The sequence below is a fragment of the Streptococcus parasanguinis ATCC 15912 genome, assembly GCF_000164675.2.
In the GTDB taxonomy this organism is placed as follows: domain Bacteria; phylum Bacillota; class Bacilli; order Lactobacillales; family Streptococcaceae; genus Streptococcus; species Streptococcus parasanguinis.
Genome location: NC_015678.1, coordinates 418,292 through 439,084, shown reverse-complemented (window position 1 = coordinate 439,084; position 20,793 = coordinate 418,292). Strand labels below are relative to the sequence as shown.

21 protein-coding genes are annotated in these 20,793 nt (G+C 44.2%); 1 reads left to right on the top strand and 20 read right to left on the bottom strand.

Annotated features, from left to right (window positions below; all coding sequences use genetic code 11):
* Positions 1–33: 33 nt before the first annotated feature.
* From leuD to HMPREF0833_RS02105, 17 genes are all read right to left on the bottom strand, one after another.
* Positions 34–624, bottom strand: a complete 591-nt coding sequence (gene leuD / locus HMPREF0833_RS02180) for a 3-isopropylmalate dehydratase small subunit (protein ID WP_013903510.1) — start codon at positions 622–624, stop codon at positions 34–36.
* An 11-nt stretch (positions 625–635) separates the two neighbouring features.
* Positions 636–2,018: a 3-isopropylmalate dehydratase large subunit gene (leuC, locus tag HMPREF0833_RS02175; RefSeq protein ID WP_013903509.1), complete on the bottom strand. Its 1,383-nt coding sequence runs from the start codon at positions 2,016–2,018 to the stop codon at positions 636–638.
* Between the two features lie 24 nt (positions 2,019–2,042).
* Entirely contained in the window at positions 2,043–2,321 is a 279-nt protein-coding gene (locus HMPREF0833_RS02170; protein WP_013903508.1) for a DUF1294 domain-containing protein, read from the bottom strand.
* 1 nt (position 2,322) lies between these two features.
* Positions 2,323–3,360, bottom strand: a complete 1,038-nt coding sequence (gene leuB / locus HMPREF0833_RS02165; protein WP_041818181.1) for a 3-isopropylmalate dehydrogenase — start codon at positions 3,358–3,360, stop codon at positions 2,323–2,325.
* A gap of 12 nt (positions 3,361–3,372) precedes the next feature.
* Positions 3,373–4,935 (bottom strand): 2-isopropylmalate synthase, encoded by a 1,563-nt coding sequence (locus tag HMPREF0833_RS02160; RefSeq protein ID WP_013903506.1) that lies wholly within the window; start codon positions 4,933–4,935, stop codon positions 3,373–3,375.
* 507 nt (positions 4,936–5,442) lie between these two features.
* Positions 5,443–6,075: a YpmS family protein gene (locus HMPREF0833_RS02155; RefSeq protein ID WP_003019207.1), complete on the bottom strand. Its 633-nt coding sequence runs from the start codon at positions 6,073–6,075 to the stop codon at positions 5,443–5,445.
* Positions 6,044–6,886, bottom strand: a complete 843-nt coding sequence (locus HMPREF0833_RS02150; protein ID WP_013903505.1) for an SGNH/GDSL hydrolase family protein — start codon at positions 6,884–6,886, stop codon at positions 6,044–6,046. The genes HMPREF0833_RS02155 and HMPREF0833_RS02150 overlap by 32 nt, the downstream gene beginning before the upstream one ends.
* A gap of 14 nt (positions 6,887–6,900) precedes the next feature.
* Positions 6,901–8,169, bottom strand: a complete 1,269-nt coding sequence (locus HMPREF0833_RS02145) for a dihydroorotase (protein ID WP_013903504.1) — start codon at positions 8,167–8,169, stop codon at positions 6,901–6,903.
* Positions 8,170–8,180: 11 nt separating this feature from the next.
* Positions 8,181–8,645: an NUDIX hydrolase gene (locus tag HMPREF0833_RS02140; protein ID WP_013903503.1), complete on the bottom strand. Its 465-nt coding sequence runs from the start codon at positions 8,643–8,645 to the stop codon at positions 8,181–8,183.
* A gap of 9 nt (positions 8,646–8,654) precedes the next feature.
* Positions 8,655–9,308, bottom strand: a complete 654-nt coding sequence (locus HMPREF0833_RS02135; RefSeq protein WP_003003387.1) for a uracil-DNA glycosylase — start codon at positions 9,306–9,308, stop codon at positions 8,655–8,657.
* A gap of 279 nt (positions 9,309–9,587) precedes the next feature.
* Positions 9,588–11,090 (bottom strand): glycosyltransferase family 39 protein, encoded by a 1,503-nt coding sequence (locus HMPREF0833_RS02130; RefSeq protein WP_013903502.1) that lies wholly within the window; start codon positions 11,088–11,090, stop codon positions 9,588–9,590.
* A 148-nt stretch (positions 11,091–11,238) separates the two neighbouring features.
* A complete protein-coding gene (locus HMPREF0833_RS10590; RefSeq protein ID WP_013903501.1) occupies positions 11,239–11,604 on the bottom strand; it encodes a DUF3592 domain-containing protein in 366 nt (121 codons plus the stop codon).
* 59 nt (positions 11,605–11,663) lie between these two features.
* Positions 11,664–12,296, bottom strand: coding sequence for an orotate phosphoribosyltransferase (pyrE, locus tag HMPREF0833_RS02125; RefSeq protein ID WP_013903500.1), 633 nt, complete (start codon positions 12,294–12,296; stop codon positions 11,664–11,666).
* A 476-nt stretch (positions 12,297–12,772) separates the two neighbouring features.
* Positions 12,773–13,465 carry an orotidine-5'-phosphate decarboxylase gene (pyrF, locus tag HMPREF0833_RS02120; protein WP_013903499.1) on the bottom strand — a complete coding sequence of 231 codons (693 nt, stop codon included), beginning with the start codon at positions 13,463–13,465 and terminating at the stop codon, positions 12,773–12,775.
* A gap of 179 nt (positions 13,466–13,644) precedes the next feature.
* Positions 13,645–14,583 (bottom strand): dihydroorotate dehydrogenase, encoded by a 939-nt coding sequence (locus tag HMPREF0833_RS02115; RefSeq protein WP_013903498.1) that lies wholly within the window; start codon positions 14,581–14,583, stop codon positions 13,645–13,647.
* 9 nt (positions 14,584–14,592) lie between these two features.
* Positions 14,593–15,399, bottom strand: a complete 807-nt coding sequence (locus tag HMPREF0833_RS02110) for a dihydroorotate dehydrogenase electron transfer subunit (protein ID WP_013903497.1) — start codon at positions 15,397–15,399, stop codon at positions 14,593–14,595.
* A gap of 184 nt (positions 15,400–15,583) precedes the next feature.
* Positions 15,584–17,020: a DUF6688 domain-containing protein gene (locus tag HMPREF0833_RS02105; protein ID WP_013903496.1), complete on the bottom strand. Its 1,437-nt coding sequence runs from the start codon at positions 17,018–17,020 to the stop codon at positions 15,584–15,586.
* Positions 17,021–17,261: 241 nt separating this feature from the next.
* On the opposite strand from HMPREF0833_RS02105, the gene HMPREF0833_RS02100 reads away from it, so the two are divergent.
* Positions 17,262–18,170, top strand: coding sequence for a LysR family transcriptional regulator (locus tag HMPREF0833_RS02100; RefSeq protein WP_013903495.1), 909 nt, complete (start codon positions 17,262–17,264; stop codon positions 18,168–18,170).
* Positions 18,171–18,208: 38 nt separating this feature from the next.
* On the opposite strand, the gene HMPREF0833_RS02095 is transcribed toward HMPREF0833_RS02100, so the two are convergent.
* The 3 genes from HMPREF0833_RS02095 to deoD are packed head-to-tail and all read right to left on the bottom strand — an operon-like array spanning position 18,209 to position 20,418.
* Positions 18,209–18,940: an NAD-dependent protein deacylase gene (locus HMPREF0833_RS02095; RefSeq protein ID WP_013903494.1), complete on the bottom strand. Its 732-nt coding sequence runs from the start codon at positions 18,938–18,940 to the stop codon at positions 18,209–18,211.
* A complete protein-coding gene (locus tag HMPREF0833_RS02090; protein WP_013903493.1) occupies positions 18,941–19,708 on the bottom strand; it encodes a hypothetical protein in 768 nt (255 codons plus the stop codon).
* Positions 19,708–20,418, bottom strand: a complete 711-nt coding sequence (gene deoD / locus HMPREF0833_RS02085) for a purine-nucleoside phosphorylase (protein WP_013903492.1) — start codon at positions 20,416–20,418, stop codon at positions 19,708–19,710. Before deoD ends, HMPREF0833_RS02090 begins: the two co-directional genes overlap by 1 nt.
* Positions 20,419–20,793 lie beyond the last annotated feature (375 nt).

Genomic DNA, 20,793 nt, shown 5'->3' with positions numbered 1-20,793 from the left:
TTCAGAAAATTCGTAATTTGGTATACAATTTTATCATTGCCAGTAAGCTGGCCGGTTCTTCTCATAAGCTGCGATCAAGTCTTCATACCGAAGCGTAATCCCGATATCATCCAAGCCGTTGAGTAATTTGTGCTTCCAATCTTGATCGATCTCAAAGCGAAACTCTCCAACAGGCGAGATGATCTTCTGCTCTTCCAAATCCACCGTTACTGGATCTGTCGGCTTCAAACTTGCCAATTTTTGACGAACCTCTAGCGGTTGGACAATCGGCAGCATGCCATTATTGAGCTCATTATTGTAATGGATATCTCCAAAAGAGCCGGCGATAACGACTGTAAAGCCATAATCTGCCAAAGCCCAGGCGGCATGTTCCCGAGAGGAACCAGATCCAAAATTGTCACCAGTGATCAAAATGGTCGCCTTGCGGTATTCTGCCTTGTTAAAGATAAAATCTGGATCCTCGGTATACTGATCATCCAAGTAGCGCCAAGCATACATGAGGTACTTACCGAAGCCTTTTTTATCAATCAACTTCAAAAATTGCTTGGGGAGGATTTGGTCGGTATCAATATTATCGTTCATCAAGGGAACGGTTGTCCCTGTATAAATGGTAAATTTCTCCATGATTCCCCCTTTTACTCGACTTCTGGCAATTGGCGCACATCGACAAAGCGACCAGCAATTGCTGCTGCAGCGGCCATAGCGGGGCTACAGAGATGGGTCTTGGCCCCAAACCCTTGGCGATCTTCAAAGTTTCGATTGCTAGTAGAGGCACAGTGGACGCCATCCGGCACCTTGTCTGGGTTCATCCCGAGACACATCGAGCAACCTGGATCACGCCATTCAAAGCCTGCATCCATAAAGATTTGATCCAAGCCTAACTTTTCAGCGGCTTGCTTGACTGGACGAGAGCCAGGTACGACAATGGCTGTTAAGTTGGGCGCGATTTTTTTGCCTTTCACAAACTTGGCTGCTAGCTCTAAATCACTGAGACGCGCATTGGTACAGGAACCGATAAAGATATAGCCCAATTCAATGTCTGCTGGTTTTTGACCAGGTTCTAAATCCATATAATGATAAGCCCGTTCATCATTCATGTCCCGAATCTCTGGGAAGGGTGTCTCAAAGTCCACTCCCATAGAAGGATTGGTCCCCCAAGTCACCATCGGAGCTAGTTCAGATACATCCAAGCGGATGACCTTGTCATAAACGGCATCGTCATCACTGACCAGAGTCTTCCAGTCAGCTACTGCGGCCTCAAAATCACTCGGCACGCATTCGCGTCCCCGAAGGTAGTCAAAGGTCGTCTCATCTGGATTCATGATCCCCATTTTGGATCCAAACTCGATCGACATATTGCAGATGGTCATCCGTTCTTCCATGGTCAAGCGATCAATCGCTTCTCCCCGATACTCTACGACATAACCAACTCCACACGCAACACCATAACGCGCTATCAAAGCTAAGATGTAATCTTTTGAATAGATCCCTTTTTGTGGGGTACCTGTGAATTCGACCAACATCTTCTTTGGTTTGACTTGCCAGATGGTTTGGGTGGCAAAGACATGTTCTACTTCACTGGTTCCAATTCCAAAAGCAATGGCTCCGAAGGCTCCGTGGGTTGCGGTGTGGCTGTCTCCACAGACAATAAATTTTCCTGGCTGGGTCCGACCGGTTTCAGGGCCTATCATATGCACGATTCCTTGCTTAGCAGAACCGTGACCTGCATGATCAATCCCAAATTCCACCACATTCTCAGCTAATTTATCAATCTGGGCTTTTGAAATAACATCTCGGATATCAAAAATATTGACCGTTGGAACATTGTGATCAAAGGTTCCAAAGGTTAAATCGGGTCGTCGAACCTTGCGTCCTGCATCCCGTAATCCTTGAAAGGCTTGGGGACTCGTCACTTCGTGGATATAGTGTTGGTCCACATACATGAGTTGGGGTTGCCCTTCTACTCCTGTAATCACGTGGCGGTCCCAAAGTTTATCAAAGATAGATTTTCCACTCATCGTCTTTCTCCATTTATCTTCTTGCTAGGGAATCCATTGAAGGATTAGAAAGAGGACACCTGCTAAGAGAAGGCTACTCATCCACCAGGTGGCTTGGAAATACCATTTCCGTACCTTGTGGTGAAAGAGATGCCCACCTAGAAGAGCTCCGAATCCACCAAGCAGCCAGCTCTCAAGTAAGAGGACCTTTTCAGGAATCCGCCACCTGTTTTGGATAGCTTTTCGTTTATCTAATCCATAGGTCAGAAAGACCATACCATTCCAAAGAGCAATGACCATTAAACAGCGATCTCTCCAAGTCATCTTAGAGATTCCTTATGATAGCTGCTGTCATCTCTGCAGTCGAAGCCTGACCACCTAGATCTCGGGTTAAAATCCCCTGATTCAAGGTTTGATTGACCGCTTCTTCGATCATTTCTGCACCTGCTGTTTCTCCAAAACTGTCTCGGAGCATCATGGAAACGGAGAGGATCATGGAAATCGGATTGGCAATACCTTTACCAGCAATATCTGGTGCTGAACCATGAATCGGTTCGTACATACTTGGTCCTTTGTCAGAATGACTGGCAGACGGCATCACGCCTAGTGTTCCAGGAAGGACACTCGATTCGTCCGATAAGATATCTCCAAATAGATTTTCTGTTACGACGACATCAAAGCGAGCTGGATTAGTAATCATAATCATGGCTGCACTGTCTACAAGCTGGTGCTCTAAGGTCACATCTGGAAATTCATTGGCAACTTCTTCTGCTACTTGGCGCCACAATTTAGACGTTGCAAGGACATTTTGCTTATCGATACTGGTCACTTTCTTGCCACGTCCTTGAGCAATCTTGAAGGCTTGGCGCATAATCCGACGGATTTCTTCTGCGCTGTAATCATTGATATCGCGCGCTGTATCTTCTTTCAAAATATGCTCTCCAAAGTAAATCCCACCTGTCAATTCACGCACAACCACGAAGTCGACACCCTCGATACGCTCTGGTTTCAAAGGAGACAGGTGTTTCAAGGCGTCAAAAATCCGTACAGGGCGAATATTTGCAAAAAGATTTAATTCCTTGCGAATAGCGAGTAAACCTTGTTCTGGACGAACAGGAGCATGGTCATACTCAGGACTCCCGATGGCTGCAAGAAGAATAGCATCCGCTCCTTTAGCTGCTTCTAGAGTATCTTGAGGAAGTGGGTGGCCAGCGGCATCAATCCCAGCACCCCCAAAAGGTTTGTCTTCTAGGCTATAATCAAAGCCAATTTTTGGAGCAACGGCAGCGAGAACCTCTAGTCCAGCTGCCATAATCTCAGGGCCAATCCCATCTCCTGCAAGTGTTACAATTTTCTTTGTCATGTTCATTTCCTCTTAGGCTTGTGGAAGATCCCGGTAGGAGACAGCTCGTCCCATTTCACCCGCATTCTCTTTTTGAACCAGCGTGTTGGCATTGATATAAGCAATGGCAGAGGCTTTTAATACGTCGAAGTCCAAACCAGAGGCATTGAAGATCGTATCTGTATCGACATTTTCCACCGATACCAAGACACGGGCTTGGGCGTCGATCCCATCTGTCACCGCATCGATATTATAAGAGGTCAAGCGAACAGTTTGGTTGAAGAATTTATCAATCGCATTAAAGATCGCTTCCACCGACCCTTGACCATTGGCAAGGAACTCAAGAACTTCCCCTTCTTCATTGCTGAGGCTAACTGCTGCTGTAATCGTTTCGTCTTCATTGGTTGTCAAGCGGAGGTCATTAAATTGGAATCCTTCTGGATTTTCCACTGCAGTACCGGCAACAAGGGCGCGGATATCGGCATCTGTGATTTCGTGTTTCTTGTCTGCCAAAGATTTGAATTTAGCAAACAATGGCTTGATGTCTTCTTCTGTGAATTCCAGTCCCAACTCATGCAATTTTTCGACAAAGGCATGACGACCAGACAATTTTCCAAGAGGGAGACTATTGCTCTTGACACCCACCAACTCAGGTGTGATGATTTCATAGGTAAGCGGGTTTTTAAGGACCCCATCTTGGTGAATCCCAGACTCGTGTGAGAAGGCATTGCCACCAACAACCGCTTTGTTTTTGGGAATTGGAATCCCGGAGTAACGAGAAACCAACTCAGAAGTATTGATGGTTTCATTGAGCACAATCGGACTCTCCACCTGGTAATAGTCTTCGCGAATATTAAGAGCGACCGCTACTTCTTCAAGCGCTGCATTTCCAGCCCGTTCACCGATCCCATTGATGGTCCCTTCGACACGGCGGGCTCCATTTTTGACAGCAGCGAGGCTATTCGCCACTGCCATTCCTAGATCATCATGGCAATGAGGTGAATAGATAATCTCGCGGTCCGTCTTGATATGGTCAATCAAGTATTTGAAAATCGCGCCATACTCTGCTGGTGTCGTGAAACCGACTGTATCAGGAATATTGATGTAGCTAGCCCCTGCGTCGACCGCAGTCTGGACAACTTGCAAGAGGAAATCCAATTCCGTCCGTGTCGCATCTTCTGGTGAGAATTCCACAACCTCAAACTTTGAACGCGCATATGAAACGTGCTCTTTAATGGCTTCAAGAATTTCTTCCTTGCTCTTGTTGAGTTTAAACTCCCGGTGAATCGGACTGGTTGCGATAAAGACGTGAACTTGCGGATACTTAGCATCCTTCAAAGCTTCATAGCAGGCATCAATATCTGATTTGACAGAACGGGCCAAACCGGTCACGGCGGTCTTGGTTAAGACCTTCGCAATCTCTTGAACAGCAGTGAAGGAATCAGGACTGGCTGCAGGAAAACCTGCTTCAATAGCAGAAATGCCCCATTTCTCCAATTGTTTAGCAATGGCAATCTTTTCTTTGATAGAGAAATTAACTCCTGGAGTCTGTTCACCATCCCGAAGGCTGGTATCTAAAAATTCAACTTTACGCATAGGGTCTCCTCATTTCTATGTAGTGGATATAAAGAAAAACATCTCACTCGGTCAACCAAGCGAGATGTTTTTGCCCGCTTGGTAAGCCAAACAGGACTAATGCTTCTGCACTAGCCCTTATACCTCAACAACAAAGCAAATTGAATAAACTTAGCTGTTTTCATGTTTGACTTTCTCCTTTGTTCAATGTCTTGTTTAGTATTTTAGCATAGGGAAAAAGCAATGTCAAGAATTTTCTGTAATATTCTGAATTTTTTGAATAGAACAAAATAAAGCTTTTGATTCTACTTAGTCTATAGACAGCCTGTTTTTACATAAGAAAACCTAGGTGTTATTAAAAAATTATAATGATATTAACAATTAGGATCATTCAAATACATCATGTAATGAAACTTTCCGCTGTGAGAAAAGTGCTAGAAACACGGTTGTTTCTAGCACTCGGAATTATTGAGCCTAAGGAAAGTTTTTAAGATGACTTTGACTTCAATTTGAATAGCCTCTTCCGCCCTACTTCTTCTGATACAAATCAAAAACGATCTTGTCATTATAGAGGTCAATGGTATTGGCCTTAACATAGATTCCAAAGTCATTGTCAATTTCTGGCAATACAATGGTGATGGTAGACTGCTTGGGTGAGATCTGAACAAATTTTGGGATATTTTTATTTTTACTCAAGAGCTGCAAGACCATCCTTTGTGGAATTTGAAAGGTTCCAACTGAAAAATCCTTCACCGTCAAGAGAATGTTCCCATTTTCCAATTTGGATGGTTGAAAGTAAATATATAAGGGATAATCCTTCCCTAAGAGACTCAACTGCCCTTCTAATAGGATTTGCTGATTGTCCGCATAGACCTTGTAGTCGGACAGCTTATATTTTTTCAGAAGCGATTTGATGGTATCATTGAGTTGATCACGAGTCGTTGTCATGGTTCCAACTTTGACATCTTTAGTGCCAACTGCTTGATGAAGCTGACTAACATCTTCTCTTGGCGTCGCTAAGCGTCCTTGCACAACTAAAGCGAAGGCTAAGAGAAGGCTGACCAAACCTAAAAATAACCATTTCCAAATATTAATTTTTTGAAGGAAGGGGACCTTCTCGTTGATGGGATTATTTTTGACTCCAAGTTTTCTTCGTGGCATTGATTTTCTCCAATATTGCTTGTTTCATCTTTTCATAGCCCGTATTGTTGGGGTGAAAACTATCCTCTTCATACAGGGCATCATTGATAACGGTTGTCTTCCCGTCACTGATTTCTGATACGCCCATTTTGCCATCAATTCCTTTATAGAGCAGATCATTGATCGGAACGAAATAGACCTGATCAAATTGCGCGATGGTTTCTTCCGTCGTCTCATTCCAACGATCTACAGCCGTCTGGATACTGGTTAATTCAGGAAAATTCAGGTAAAGAGGATTGTAGATCCCCACTACATAAATGGGAAGATGGGGATTGTCCTTTCTGGCCTTTGTAATAATTTCTTTGAGGTTAGCTGTATAATTCTTGAGCGGTTTTTGGATATCTGATAGAGAAAAATCACTCAGATGATCGACGACGACTTTGCGCAGATCATTTCCCCCAACCGTTAAGGTCATGACACGCGCCTTTTTGAGATCCTTCTGAAGATCTGTTTGCTTCTTGAGTCGATCAAAGATCTGAGCGCTTGTATTTCCAGCTACTCCATAGTTGACAGGCTGATACTGACCGTCATTTTCATTAGACAGGCTTTGGGCAAGGATGGGGACAAAGCCCCCTTGCTTGGTGCTATCCCCTACTCCTTCGGTCAGTGAATCTCCTAGAGCTACATAAGTATAGGTGACTTCTTTCGTAGCCATTTTGGGCTTGGTCATACGAGGGGATGCAGTTGGTAGCAGGGCACGAAATAGAAAGACAAAGACAAGAAGGCTGGTTAAAAAGAAAACCAAGCCTTGCATCATTTTTTTAAGATTCATATGAATACGATCGCTTATCCTTGAAAAATCACTTGTCCATCACAGATTGTATAAGCAACTTTCCCTTTTAATGTTTCACCCACAAATGGTGAATTGCCCGCTTTTGAAGCGAAATGATCCGATACCAGACGATCTGCTTCTGGATCAAAGATGGTTAAATCTGCCGGTCCATCCACTGCAATATATCCAGCATCAAAATCATAGAGACGTGCTGGATTATAGGACATCTTTTCAAGCAATTGCATCAGGCTTAAATGGCCTGCATGCACCAAGTAGGTCAAACCAAGAGAAAGCGAAGTTTCAAGCCCAGTCATTCCAGATGGTGCTTTGGTAATATCAGGAACATTCTTCTCATCTGCATGGTGAGGCGCGTGGTCAGTCGCAATTACTGAGATGACGCCTGATTTCAAGCCTTCAATCACTGCTAGACGGTCAGATTCTAAGCGAAGAGGTGGATTCATCTTAGCATTGCTTCCTTTAGTCAAGAGCAGACTTTCTGTTTTCGAAAAGTGTTGAGGTGCCACTTCTGCCGTCACATGAGCTCCTAATCCTTGGGCAAATTCCACCACCTTGACACTTTCTTCCTTGGAAAGGTGTTGGATATGGAGGTGAGCACCTGTCGCATGGGCAATCATGGCATCACGCGCAGCCATTGAATATTCGGCTACACCCGTCGCACCACAGACATGGAAGTGTTCCTTGGCAATGTTTTCATTCAAACCAAGAATGCCATTCAACTCAGGATCTTCTTCATGCAGACTAATAAAGGTCCCTAGACGCTTAGCTTCTTCCAAGGCTTCACGGACAACCTTAGTGCTTTGAAGGGGAATCCCATCATCTGAAAATCCTACTGCACCAGCCTTAAGCAGGCCTTCAAAATCTGTCAGGTGCTGACCGTCAAAGTTCTTAGTCACCGTCGCAACCGTATGAATGTGAAGATTTTCCTTAGCTGCAGAAGCTAAGACTTCCTCCAAGGTCGTAATATCTGAAATGGTCGGATTGGTATTGGCCATCATGACCACTCGGGTAAAACCACCCGCAGCTGCGGCTAAGGCACCCGTATGGATGTCTTCTTTATGAGTTTGACCGGGCTCACGGAAATGGACGTGTACATCGATCAATCCAGGAGCTACAACCAGACCAGTAGCATCAAGGACTTCTTGTCCATCCGTTGGGAGGTTTTCAGCGATCTCTACAATTTTCTTTCCTTCAATGCGAAGATCACAGACTTGATCCAAGCCAGTTTTGGGATCCATTACGCGACCATTTTTAATGACAACCATTGCATTCTCCTTTATTCATAAAAATCAACATGCGACTCTAACAAGCGGTCGCCGTTATAGCGAAACATTGCTGAAAAGAAGGGTTTTTCCTCTAACAACCACTCGACAAAGGTGTGGTCCCCTTCCCAGGTTGGTTTTGAGAGGACTTGATCATAAGGCACCCACTCCAAGGTTCCTTCGTTACACTCGATCAGTTCTCCCTCAAAATCTGTTACCTTGAAGACATAGGTATACCAGTCCAAACCTGGAGTAAATTCCGGAAATGTAATAATCCCTTTCAAGACTGGCTTGGCTCTAAGGCCGGTCTCCTCAAAAATCTCACGCGCCGCACACTCCTGTGGGGTTTCCCCGCGTTCTAATTTTCCACCAACTCCGATCCATTTACCTTCATGGACATCATTGGGCTTTTTATTGCGATGCAACATGAGAAATTCTTTCCCATTGTCAATGTAACAAATCGTTGCTAATTGTGGCATTTCTTTCTCCTATCTTAACCAATCAATCGGCTCGCGTCCCGCCTCTTTCAAAAATTGATTGGTTTTTGAAAAGGGTTGGGAACCAAAGAATCCTCGGTAGGCCGATAAGGGACTTGGGTGAGCTGATTCAAGAACCAAATGTCGATCGTTGGTAATCAGAGGCTTTTTCTTACGGGCATAAGATCCCCAGAGGATAAAGACAACAGGCTCCTCCAACTCATTGACCACCTTGATCACAGCATCTGTGAAAGGCTCCCAAATTTGTCCTGCATGGCCATTGGCCTGACCAGCAGGCACCGTCAAGCAAGCATTGAGCAAGAGCACTCCTTGCTCTGCCCAAGAGGTCAGATCATGGGAGCGCTTCTCTCCGATATCTGAGCGCAATTCTTTGAGAATATTTTGCAAAGAAGGCGGCGCTGGTACATGATCTGGAACAGAAAAACTTAAGCCCTGCGCTTGATCCGGTCCATGGTAGGGATCTTGGCCTAAGATCAAGACCTTGACCTGATCCATCTCTGTCGTCTGCAAGGCCTTAAAGACCTTGTCACGCGGTGGATAAACCACTCCTTTGCTATAGACTTCATTCATAAAGTCATTGATCTGGTGAAAATACCCTTCTGGAAGATGGGATTTGATGGCTTCATGCCAGGGTGAATGCTGCATGGAAACTCTCCGCTATCCAATAAATTCTTACCTTCCATTATACCACATTTGGCGCAGATCCACTGGATAAAAAAGAGGCTGGGACAAAAGTCCTAGCCTCTCAATTATTTTTGGATTGTCGAGCAAGACGCAGTGGTTGAGTGGGCTCTACTACGCTGATTTCATCAGCTTTTACAGCCCTACTCAACTGCGCGGAGGTGAGACGACGAAATCGAATTCTAACGAATTACCGATTTCTGTCCCACTCTCTGTTTCTGCTTGTCAATCAAGCAGGAGCTTTTAGGTATTTTCTTTCTTGGTAAATCCTGCTAGACCGATCGAAGCGACTAGTAAAATTTGCGGTAAGAATTGGATGAGGTAGCGGGTCTTCCCACCTTCAAAGATGGTCAAGAAGAGCAAACCACCAAAGACCGCTAAGGAAAGGAAGTTAAAGTCATCTGTATCTCGACGTTTGAGATAAGCTCCAACCAAACCAGCCGATAGGACGATCCAGATCACCTGCTTGACAAATTCATAATACTTGTACTGCGGGTGATCAATGCTGAGGAAATAGGTCCGCACCCATTTGGCCAGACCATTATTTTTAGTCAGGGGTGCGTAGAGAGGATTGATAAAAGGCGTCTTCTCATACTCTACATCTCGGTAAAGCCAACCTAGGGTCCCTTCTGCTACCGTCAAGGATTGCTTGTAGTAGATATGCCCGATCAAACCGAACGGTCCGTACTCCTTGAGACGGCGCTTGATTTCTTTGATCACATTTTCTTTTTTAAAGAGGCCATTGTTGTAATCCGAGCGCTTATCCTCATCAATATAGGCCAACAAGCCCTCTTTCATATCTTCTTGATTGTGCCCCATATCCGTCAAGCCCAGATTGATAAACAAGAGCGGTCCTTTAGCCAGCCCTTCTTGTTTCAAGATTGGCACAACTCTTTGATGATTGACCGCCGTATTCAACCCTGCAAAGACAAAGCCCGTCGTCATGACTGTCACCGTAGCAATCTTGCCAAAGACCTTCCAATTTCCTCTGAAGAAAAGCACAGCCCAAAAGGCAATCATGACAATAATGGTCGTTGGACGGATCAACATGGTCACGCCAGATAAGATTCCCAAACCAACAATCTTCTTCCAGGAGACTGCTTGATCTTCCTTTAAGAGATCCAAGGCCCACCATAATTGAAGAGCGATCAAAGGAAGCGGCGGAATATCTGTATACATGGAATAGAAATACGGCGAGTAACAGATCAAGCTCACATAGAAGAGATAGACTAGATCAGCCGTTTTTTGATTGAAATGCTTCTGGGACAGCTTGTACAAGAGGACTGCACCCAAATTGACATAGAGGATATTGAGAGCCTGCATGACCCACAGACCGCTAGAGCCAAATAAGACATAGAAAAACTTCTCGTAAAGAAAGAGCGGAATGTTATTGGGATTGCGACTGAGGTAGTTGGTGATAGAGGATTGCTTAAGAAGATCAAAAGCCCCTTTGAAAACAACCGCAGCATCCCGACGAATAAAGAGCTCCGCACAGACCATAACAATCAACTGAAAGACAACTGCTCCAAGCAAGAAGCCTTTTTTGTGCCGGGTTAACCAAGCAAAGGCACTCTTTAGCCCATCGCGTTTCAACCAGGCTAGCAGAAATAGCAATCCAGCACCTAAAATGGCTAGCCATGAAATCTCTCTCAGATAGGTCACACTGATCAAGAACCAGTGGACCATCACTAGCAACATGATAACATGAAGCATCCCAAATAGAATACGTTTACTTTTCGATAACATAGGTCCATTATATCAAAAAAACAGCATTTCTGCTGTTTTGGACTGACTATCAACTGTAAAGTGCAAAGAAAAGTTGTTCTAAAATGTAATTTATAAACATACTCATTTTATCGAAGCATTTTTTAACTCTTAACCTTAACTAACAGACCTAAAATACTAGTATTAAAATACATAATAATACAAGATAAATTCCAACTGTTAGAATCATTCCGATTTTATAGAAACCGACTAAGCCGGCATACCGTTCGACAAAACCAATCTGTGGGTCGACTGGATTATAAAAGACTGTCATAGGAAACCCAATTGGGAATATCATCCGCAAATCCAGATTTTTAGCTGCTCCAAGAACATAGGTTCTATCGAAAACATTGGTTTGTCTTGACTTAGAAGAAGTCTCTCTGAAATAAGCGTAGGTAAAGGCCTTTTGATATCTTTCGCCCCGACTTGATACTCCACCACAGGCAGGGAAATAAACAATTAATACAATTATACCAGATTTTACTTTGAGAATCACGTTAACAACCAACTAGTGAAAAGAGTATAAAAAGAAGCGTTAAAAACGCTTCCGTCATATTATTTATCTTGCCAAGTTTCTTGGTTTTCCTTGAAACGGCGTAACAACTCTAAACCTTCAGAAGTGATGTAACCTTGTTCTTCTGCCAAATGAATCAATTCTGTATAGTTAGACAAGGTTTCAAGTTGAACGCCAGCTTCCGCAAATTTCTTATCTGCCTTCTCCAATTGGTAGGTGAAGATGGCTACGACACCAAGGACGTCTGCTCCTTCACGCTTGGCAGCTGCAACAGCATCCAAGACAGATCCACCGGTAGAAATTAAATCTTCCACTACGACCATCTTTTGACCTTTTGGTACACGGCCTTCGATTTGGTTTCCAGCACCGTGGTCCTTTGGTTTGCTACGGATGTAGGCAAATGGCAAATTCATCTTGTCCGCAATAATGGCTCCGTGAGGAATCCCTGCAGTTGCTGTCCCTGCAATCACTTCTACATCAGGGAAAGCTTCCTTGATTTTATCTACAAATCCATTTTCGATCAAGGTACGAGTTTCTGGATAAGCGAGGGTTACACGGTTATCGGTATAAATTGGGGACTTGATCCCAGATGCCCAAGTAAAAGGTTCTTCTGGTTTCAAATAAACCGCTTCGATTTTCAAAAGATGGCTAGCAATATCTTTAGCTAATGACATGACGACTCCTTTTTACGATTTTAATCATATACGAATTAAATCATTTTTTTGATTTAAACAACAACATTAAAGGTTAGTGAATGCGTTAGGAAAGGCCCCATCGGGGTTCCCGTAGAACTACAAAAGGTATACTTTTAGTAGCGATTAGTGTTCCGACGATTTAGAGGATAAAACGATTATTTTTATCCTCTAAATCTAGTGAATAGTTTAGGGAAGACCCTATCGGGCTTCGATTATTCCGACGATCACAGAAGAGAAACGATCATTTTCTCTTCTGTGATCTAGTGAATGCGTTAGGGAAGGTCCCATAGGACTTCCCGTAGAGCTACAAAAGTTTCACTTTTAGTAGCGATAAGTGTTCCGACGATTTAAAGGATAAAACGATTATTTTTATCCTCTAAATCTAGTGAATAGTTTAGGGAAGGCCCTATCGGGCTTCCCGTAGAACGTCTTGAAGCACAGCTTCTTAGACGTTCTTAACTATTCCACTGTCTCTTAATTTCATGGTAAGCGTCCCATGGGTTTTCTGCTTGGATGATTGGACGTCCAACGACAATATAGTCAGATCCAATTTTATGAGCTTCTTGTGGCGTCATGACCCGTTTTTGGTCACCGATTTCAGCTCCAGCAGGACGAATCCCTGGTGTTACACAGACAAAGTCTGATGAAGTGGCATCCTTGATCAAGGCTACTTCATGGGCTGAACAGACAACGCCATCCAAGCCTGCTTCTTGGGCCTTGCGAGCATAATTAACTACAGATTCTTGGACCGTTGTTTGGATATTTTGGCAATCACGCATGTCTTCCTCACTGGTAGAAGTCAACTGGGTCACGGCTACCAATTTAGCTCCTTCACCAAGAGCTGCCTTGGCTTCGCGCATCATCTCTACACCACCGGCTGCGTGAACTGTCACCATATCTACTCCGAAAGTCCCCAGTACGGACATGGCTGATTTGACTGTATTTGGGATATCATGCAATTTTAAATCAAGGAAAATACTGTGTCCAAGCCCTTTGAGGTAATGTACAATTTCAGGACCAACTGCATAGAAAAATTCCATTCCAATTTTTACAAATAATTTTTCGTCTTCTGGAAAATGTTCTAAAAAGTTTTTGACATCCTCGAAAGCTGGGAAGTCAAGGGCGATAATAGGACGTTCTTCACGCATGGATTACTCCTTTTTTGATTGATCATTTTATCTACAAAAAAACCTTGCCCGAGGCAAGGTTACACGAAAATTAGGTAGGAACAACTACCATGATTCACCGTCTAGACCTTAGGAGCCTCTCTGGACTGCTTTAAAGGTTTTTATTTATTGTAGTACGATATTTGGGAAAAGTCAAGGATTTACAGTAGATTTTCCCGTACATGTTTACGGAAGTTCTCAAGTGTCTCAATACCATAGAGATCCATGACCTGTGGCAGATCTTCGATGATGGTTGGACATGCATAAGGATCGGTAAAATTAGCGGTTCCAACTCCAATCGCAGAGGCACCTGCAATCATCATTTCAATGGCTGCTTCGGCTGAATCGACACCTCCCATACCGATAATCGGAAGTTTAGTGGATTGGGCAACCTGACGGATGAGTTTCAAAGCAACTGGGAAAACAGCTGGACCCGACATGCCTCCGGTTCCATTGGCAATGATGGGCTTACCAGTCTTGAGGTCAAAGCGCATGCCGACCAAGGTATTGATCATGGTTAAGCCGGTCGCCCCTGCATCCTCTGCTGCTTTTGCGACCTGCGTAATGTCTGCCACACTAGGCGTTAACTTGACATAGACAGGGACGGAGGACGCTTCTACCGCTGCTTTCACAGCCGCATAGGCCAATTCAGGAACCTGCCCGATTAAGAGACCGTTGTTTCCATGGTCTACGTTTGGACAAGAGATATTGAGCTCAATCGCTTTGACATTTGGCGCTTGCGAGATCTTGCCAGATACCGTCGCATACTCTTCGTTGGAGAAGCCGGCTACGTTGGCAATAATCGGTAGGTCTGGATAATGTTGGGCCAACCAAGGAAGTTTTTCTGCTAGGACCACGTCTACGCCTGGATTTTGGAGTCCAATGGCATTGAGCATGCCTGCAGGCGTCTCAGCGACACGTGGCGTTGGATTTCCAAAACGAGCCTCAGCAGTCGTCGCCTTGATCATGATGGATCCAAGCAGGTCTAAGTCATAGTATTTGGCATATTCCTGACCGAAGCCAAAACAGCCAGATGCCGGAATAATCGGGTTTTTCAAGTCTAAACCGGGTAAGGATACGGCTAGTCGATTTGCTGTCATAAGGTCCTCCTACATCACAATCGTACCGGTTTCAAAGACCGGTCCGTCTTCACACACGCGCTTATTGGCTGCTTGGCTTTCATTTTCCAAATGCACCACACAGGCGTAGCAAGCACCCATCCCACAAGCCATACGCGATTCCATAGAAATGTAGGCGCGAGGATGATCATGGAATTTGGTATTGACATATTTGAGCATGCCAGGTGCTCCACAAGAATAGATAGCGTCAAATTCCTGGTCCATCGAATCAACAATGGTTGAGACATAGCCTTTAATGCCATAAGATCCATCGTCTGTTGTTACAGTGACATGAGCAACCTGAGAAAGCTCTTCTTCCAAAATGACGGCTTCTTTGGTCGCAAAGCCGACAACCACTTTAACTTCTACCCCTTGCTCATGGAGTTGTTTGGCCACTTGGACCAAAGGAGGAACACCGATTCCGCCACCAATGATCAAGGCTTTCTGACCTTGACCGAGATTGGTGAGATCAAAACCATTCCCCTGAGGCCCCATGATGCTGAGTTTGCTACCGATTGGCAATTGGGAAAAGATAGCTGTCCCCCCACCTTCGATGCGGTAGATCAAGCGACACGTCTGTGTCTCAGGATCAATCTCAGAAATTGAAATCGGACGGCGAAGTAGCTTGGACCCATCAGGGACGCGGATATGAAGGAATTGACCTGGCAGCATCTGCACCACCATTTCCCCCTTCAAGATCATAGAATAGATGCGCGGAGCGATCTCTTCTTGAGCGACTAGCTCCATCTCCTCCATCATGATTTTGCCAAAGCGTTTTTTACAACTGTCACTGACCATTGATATCCTCTTCTTTCTTTCAGCAAAAAAGACCTCGCAAAAGCAAGGCCCTACAAATGATCAGCTAGACACCGTCTGCTGATCTTTTTTCTGTCTTTCCTTGCAGGCCTCTCTGGACCTCTTAAAGGTTAAATTTGTCTCATTATATCGCGCTCCTTCTCGCTTGTCAAGTAAAATCAGTAACTCAAGAAACTTTACGGGGTTCAAAATCTTCTGGAATCGGTTTGATGTATTGCATGGCGATTCGGTTTTCAGGCTTACGATCGACTAGATAAAGAACCAGTAAAAAGAGCCATTCCAAGGGTTTCATTAGGTAGTAAATCAGGTCCATAGCCAATTTCTTCTTGATGTGTTTAGCAAAGGGATAGCCATAGCGGTCATAATTGCGACGCAAGAAGCGATGGAATCGCGGCGTCTTTTCTTCTAGTACCTGTTCAAAGGCATTGGCAATACAAAGCTGGCGATTGACAACGACTGGATGACCGTGGCGGATGCCCATCCGCTGGGGCTTGACAACTTTTTCATGCCCACCAGCCGCAACCGTACAGAGATAGTGCTCATCAATGATAAGATTCTGAGGGGGGATCTTCTGTGAGAAGGCCCAGTCAGCTGTATTGGTCCAGGCCTTGATCATGGAATCCGGCTGCTGCCCAAAGAGCATGAGAACGAGGACAACAAGGGCTAGGGTCGGAAGGGCAACCAGAACTGCTAGCCATGGCCAGTTACGCGACTTGTTTAAGAGCTGATGGAGCCATTGAAACAGACGATTCTCATAGCTTATCTCTGTTCGATCTTCCTGCCACTCCCTGATGCGAACCCATAAAAGATGGATGGAATAGATCAGTAAGAAAAAGGTGTGAAAACTTGCTACCTGCAGTTGATTATCAAAAACTAAGAGAAGAACCACTCCTCCTAGAATGCCACTGATGCAGAAGACATTTGCTAACGGCGAGAGTGAATTCGCATCCCGGTAGGAATAGATAATCAAGGCTAGTAAAGTAAGAGCTGCCAGTGTGAAGAAGGTCGGATAGGCGCCAGACCAGATCAGGGCATGCTTCTGAGAATTGACCAAACTCTCACTCCAATCGTAAAAAGTCATCTCCTTGACGATGTAAATGAAAATCGCTTCGAGAAAGCAACCAAAGAGACCAAACCAAAGAACAATTGTAGGCTGTTGCTTTTTCTTTTTGACAGGCTTAGGACTAGGTGATTCCTGCTTTTCCTTCATAAGGAATGCGTCATCTTCTCTTGTCCTTTCTCCTTCTTTTGGCCCTCTATCCTCAAACAGTTCTGGATCTTTGAGAGCTTCTTCCTCAGATTCTTTGAACTGGAGGCTAGACCACCGACCAATCCCATAAATGATGACAAAAATATTGGGGACAAAGAGGGCCAGAGTCAAACCGTAAGGAAAGATCTCCATGGTGAAGGCAATGACCTCCCAAACACTAAATTGAATGAATGGATCCTTTATTGCGTAGAGCGACTGACTAATAACCAAATAGATGTAAAAGGCCAATAGAATCAGAGCATTGGTCACAAAATTGATCTGCAACAGACCAGCTGTGAAATGGGTTTCCAATTCCTTATCCTTTTTCTTATACCAGGAAACGAGTTTTTTCATAAGATCTCCTCAATCAATTTTTTACCATTCTATCAATCAGATCTTACCTTCAGCAAGGCAAAACTGTATTTTTCCATCAAAATCAGTCCCCAGATGTAGATTTTGTTTCCAATCTTCTATTTTTTAACTATTTGATCTAGCCTACTTCCTATTACCTACCTCAGCCTGTCTTATTCTCATACAGTCCTTGAAAGACCACATTTTACGGGAAAAACGCGCTATTTTATGTTAAAATAAAAGCATGAGAATACAACAATTACAATACATTATCAAAATCGTCGAAACCGGCTCTATGAATGAGGCCGCAAAACAACTCTTCATCACGCAACCTAGCCTTTCCAATGCCGTTAAGGACTTGGAAAATGAGATGGGGATTGAAATCTTTATCCGGAATCCTAAAGGGATCACTTTGACCCGCGATGGGATGGAGTTCCTCTCTTATGCCCGCCAGGTGGTGGAGCAGATTGACCTCTTGTCCGAGCGCTATAAAAATCCTGTGGGTTCTCGTGAGCTTTTCAGTGTCTCTTCACAGCACTACGCCTTCGTGGTTGAGGCCTTCGTTTCACTATTGAAGAAAAGCGACATGGAAAAATACGAGCTCTTCCTACGGGAGACGCGGACTTGGGAAATCATCGATGACGTTAAGAATTTCCGAAGCGAGGTTGGCGTACTCTTTTTGAATAGCTACAACCGAGATGTCCTCTCTAAGATGTTGGATGATAATCACCTGGTTGCTACCCACCTCTTTACAGCCCAGCCTCATATCTTTGTCAGCAAGACCAATCCTCTTGCCAAGAAGGAGATCGTTCACTTGTCTGATCTGGAAGATTTCCCATACCTTAGCTATGACCAAGGAACCCACAACTCCTTCTACTTCTCAGAAGAGATCCTCTCTCAAGAGCATCATAAGAAATCCATCGTCGTCAGTGACCGGGCGACCCTCTTTAATCTCTTGATTGGTCTGGATGGCTACACCATTGCGACCGGGATCCTCAACAGCAATCTCAACGGGAATAACATCGTCTCCATTCCCCTTGATATCGAAGACCCGATCGAGCTGGTCTACATCAAACATGAAAAAACAGCCCTCTCAAAAATGGGAGAAAAATTCATCGAGTACTTGCTTGAGGAAGTGAAGTTTGATAAGTAAAAAAATATCTGAGTGATCCATGTTCACTCAGATATTTTTTATTGTCTTAATTGTGAAAATACTTCCCCAATCTTTCCTTCGATAACCAGGTCTGCTTGCTTATCTTGTGGGATACTGTTTTTATTGATGACAACCAGCTTCTTTCCTTGGAAATACTGGATCAAGCTAGCTGCTGGGTAGACTACAAGTGAGGTTCCACCGATAATCAGGAGATCAGCCTCTTGGATGGCTTGGGCTGCTTGACTAAAGACCTCCATATCAAGAGGCTCCTCGTAGAGTGTCACATCAGGTTTGACCACCTTGCCGCAATCCAGACAGTGTGGAACCGGGCCTTCTAAAGCTAGAAAGGACTCCAAATCATAAAATCGCTGGCAACCCGTACAGTAATTGCGGTCGGCACTGCCATGAAGCTTCAAAACTTTTTTGGAACCAGCCATTTCATGAAGACTATCAATATTTTGTGTCACCACCGCCTTGAGTTTACCGGTCTCTTCAAGCCACGCGAGATAGCGATGGGCAGCATTGGGCTTGGCATTTGGGTAGAGCAAGTACTTCTTGTAAAAGTCGAAAAAGTCCTCTGGATAGCGCTCAAACATGGTATGGGAGACCAATTGCTCAGCTGTCAAATGCCGTCCTACCTGGACACTATAGACACCGTCTGAGCTTCGAAAATCTGGAATATTTGACTCCGTGGAAACTCCTGCTCCTCCGAAAAACACGATCCGTTGACTCTGATCAATCATCGCCTGTAATTGAGCAATCTTATCCATCTACTTCTCCTTTAGCAGCTCTTCCATGACAGCATTGGCCTGATCAAAATAGAAGTTAACTTGATCATAATGGATGCCTGTGTAGCTCGCTAGGTCAATCAAATTCTTCATAAAATCCTGAGAAGAGAAACCCGTTGTCCGATGGAGCTCTTCTTCATCAAAGGGCTTGATCAAGTGGGCCAGGGGATTGCGAACTGATTTTTCTAACTCCCGCAATTGTTGGGCTGCAACTTTGACGCTATCTGGCAAATCCAACTGCACAATCAACTCCGTCAAACTGGACGAATTGACCACACTTTCACTGTGGAATTGCTGCAGGATAGGGTTGTCGGACGCATGCAGACTCTCAAATTTCCAACGGTCATAACTCGATTCTTTGGAGTTATGGATATAGTTGGTAATATCAGGAATTTTCAACTGAATCAATCGCATAAAGATCCGATAGATGGCTGGGCTAACGGCACGAACAAAGTCAATAATCTGCTCATTTCGCAACTTCGCTTCGAGATCATAGAGGTAGTTGGCCAACAGCTCATCTTCTGGATCTTCATGCCAAAAAAGCTGAAAACCAGTCGCCTCTAGCAACTCGGTTCTCAACTTTTGATTCATGACAGGTTGGATATTAAGCTCTCGACGTTCCGCCATTAACTGCAGTAAACTCACCAACAAATCCGGTACTTCTTCCTGCTGCTTGATAGAACGCAGAGCCCGGCTGTAGTGATAATTTTGGAGATCGTAGAGCCATTCATCATGAAAGAATTTTGCCATTAGTCTGCAATCAAGGTCTCAAGACCGACTTTCATCATATCTGTGAAAGTATTTTGACGTTCTTCAGCGGTTGTATCCTCATCTGGATTAACCAAACTGTCTGAAATAGTCATGATAGCAAGCGCATCGACATGGTGTTGAGCAGCAAGATAGTATAGGGCCGCTGCTTCCATTTCTACAGCTTTGACACCCCATTTACCAAGCTCGATGTTCTTTTCACCATAGTTTGAATAGAAGACGTCTGATGACAAGACATTGCCGACGTGGGTAGTCATACCAAGGTCTTTGGCAATGTGGTAAGCCTTGTCTAAAAGATCAAAGCTAGCGATTTGTGGGAAATCGTATTGAGGCCAGTCGTTACGGATGATGTTTGAGTTGGTTGCAGCAGCTTGTGCCAAGACCAATTCACGAACATGCACATCCTCATTCAAAGAACCAGCCGTTCCCACACGGATCAATTTCTTCACGCCGTAGTCGACAATCAATTCACGCGCATAGATGGAGATCGATGGCATTCCCATTCCAGTCCCCATGACAGAAACACGATGACCTTTATAAGTACCCGTGTAACCAAACATGTTACGGACTTCATTGAAGCAAACAGCATCTTCAAGGAAATTCTCAGCGATAAATTTCGCACGAAGAGGATCCCCAGGAAGAAGAATTTTATCAGCAATTTCACCATGCTTAGCAGCAATATGGATAGACATAGTTTATGATACAAAGAGCGACCAGAAAGCGACTGAAAATTAGGAATCTGACGAGAAATCCTGATTTCTCAGTCAGATTATCTATTTTCCGAGCTTTCCGCTCGTGTTCAAATCAGAACACATGCTCTACCTTTCTTTTTTATTTTTTTAGAATAGGCGTTAAAGAGGCAAAGTAAAAATAGGAAATCCGACAAAGATGCATCGCATCTAGGAGGATTTATCTTTTTTACACAGCCTCTAGCCCGGGTTCAGTTTCAAACCCGAACTCCCTTTCCTTTCATTTTTTATATACAGGACAGGCGACAGAGAACAAAGTAAAAATAGGAAACTGACGAGGCATCGCAGATGCTAGACAGTTTATCTTTTTTACACAGT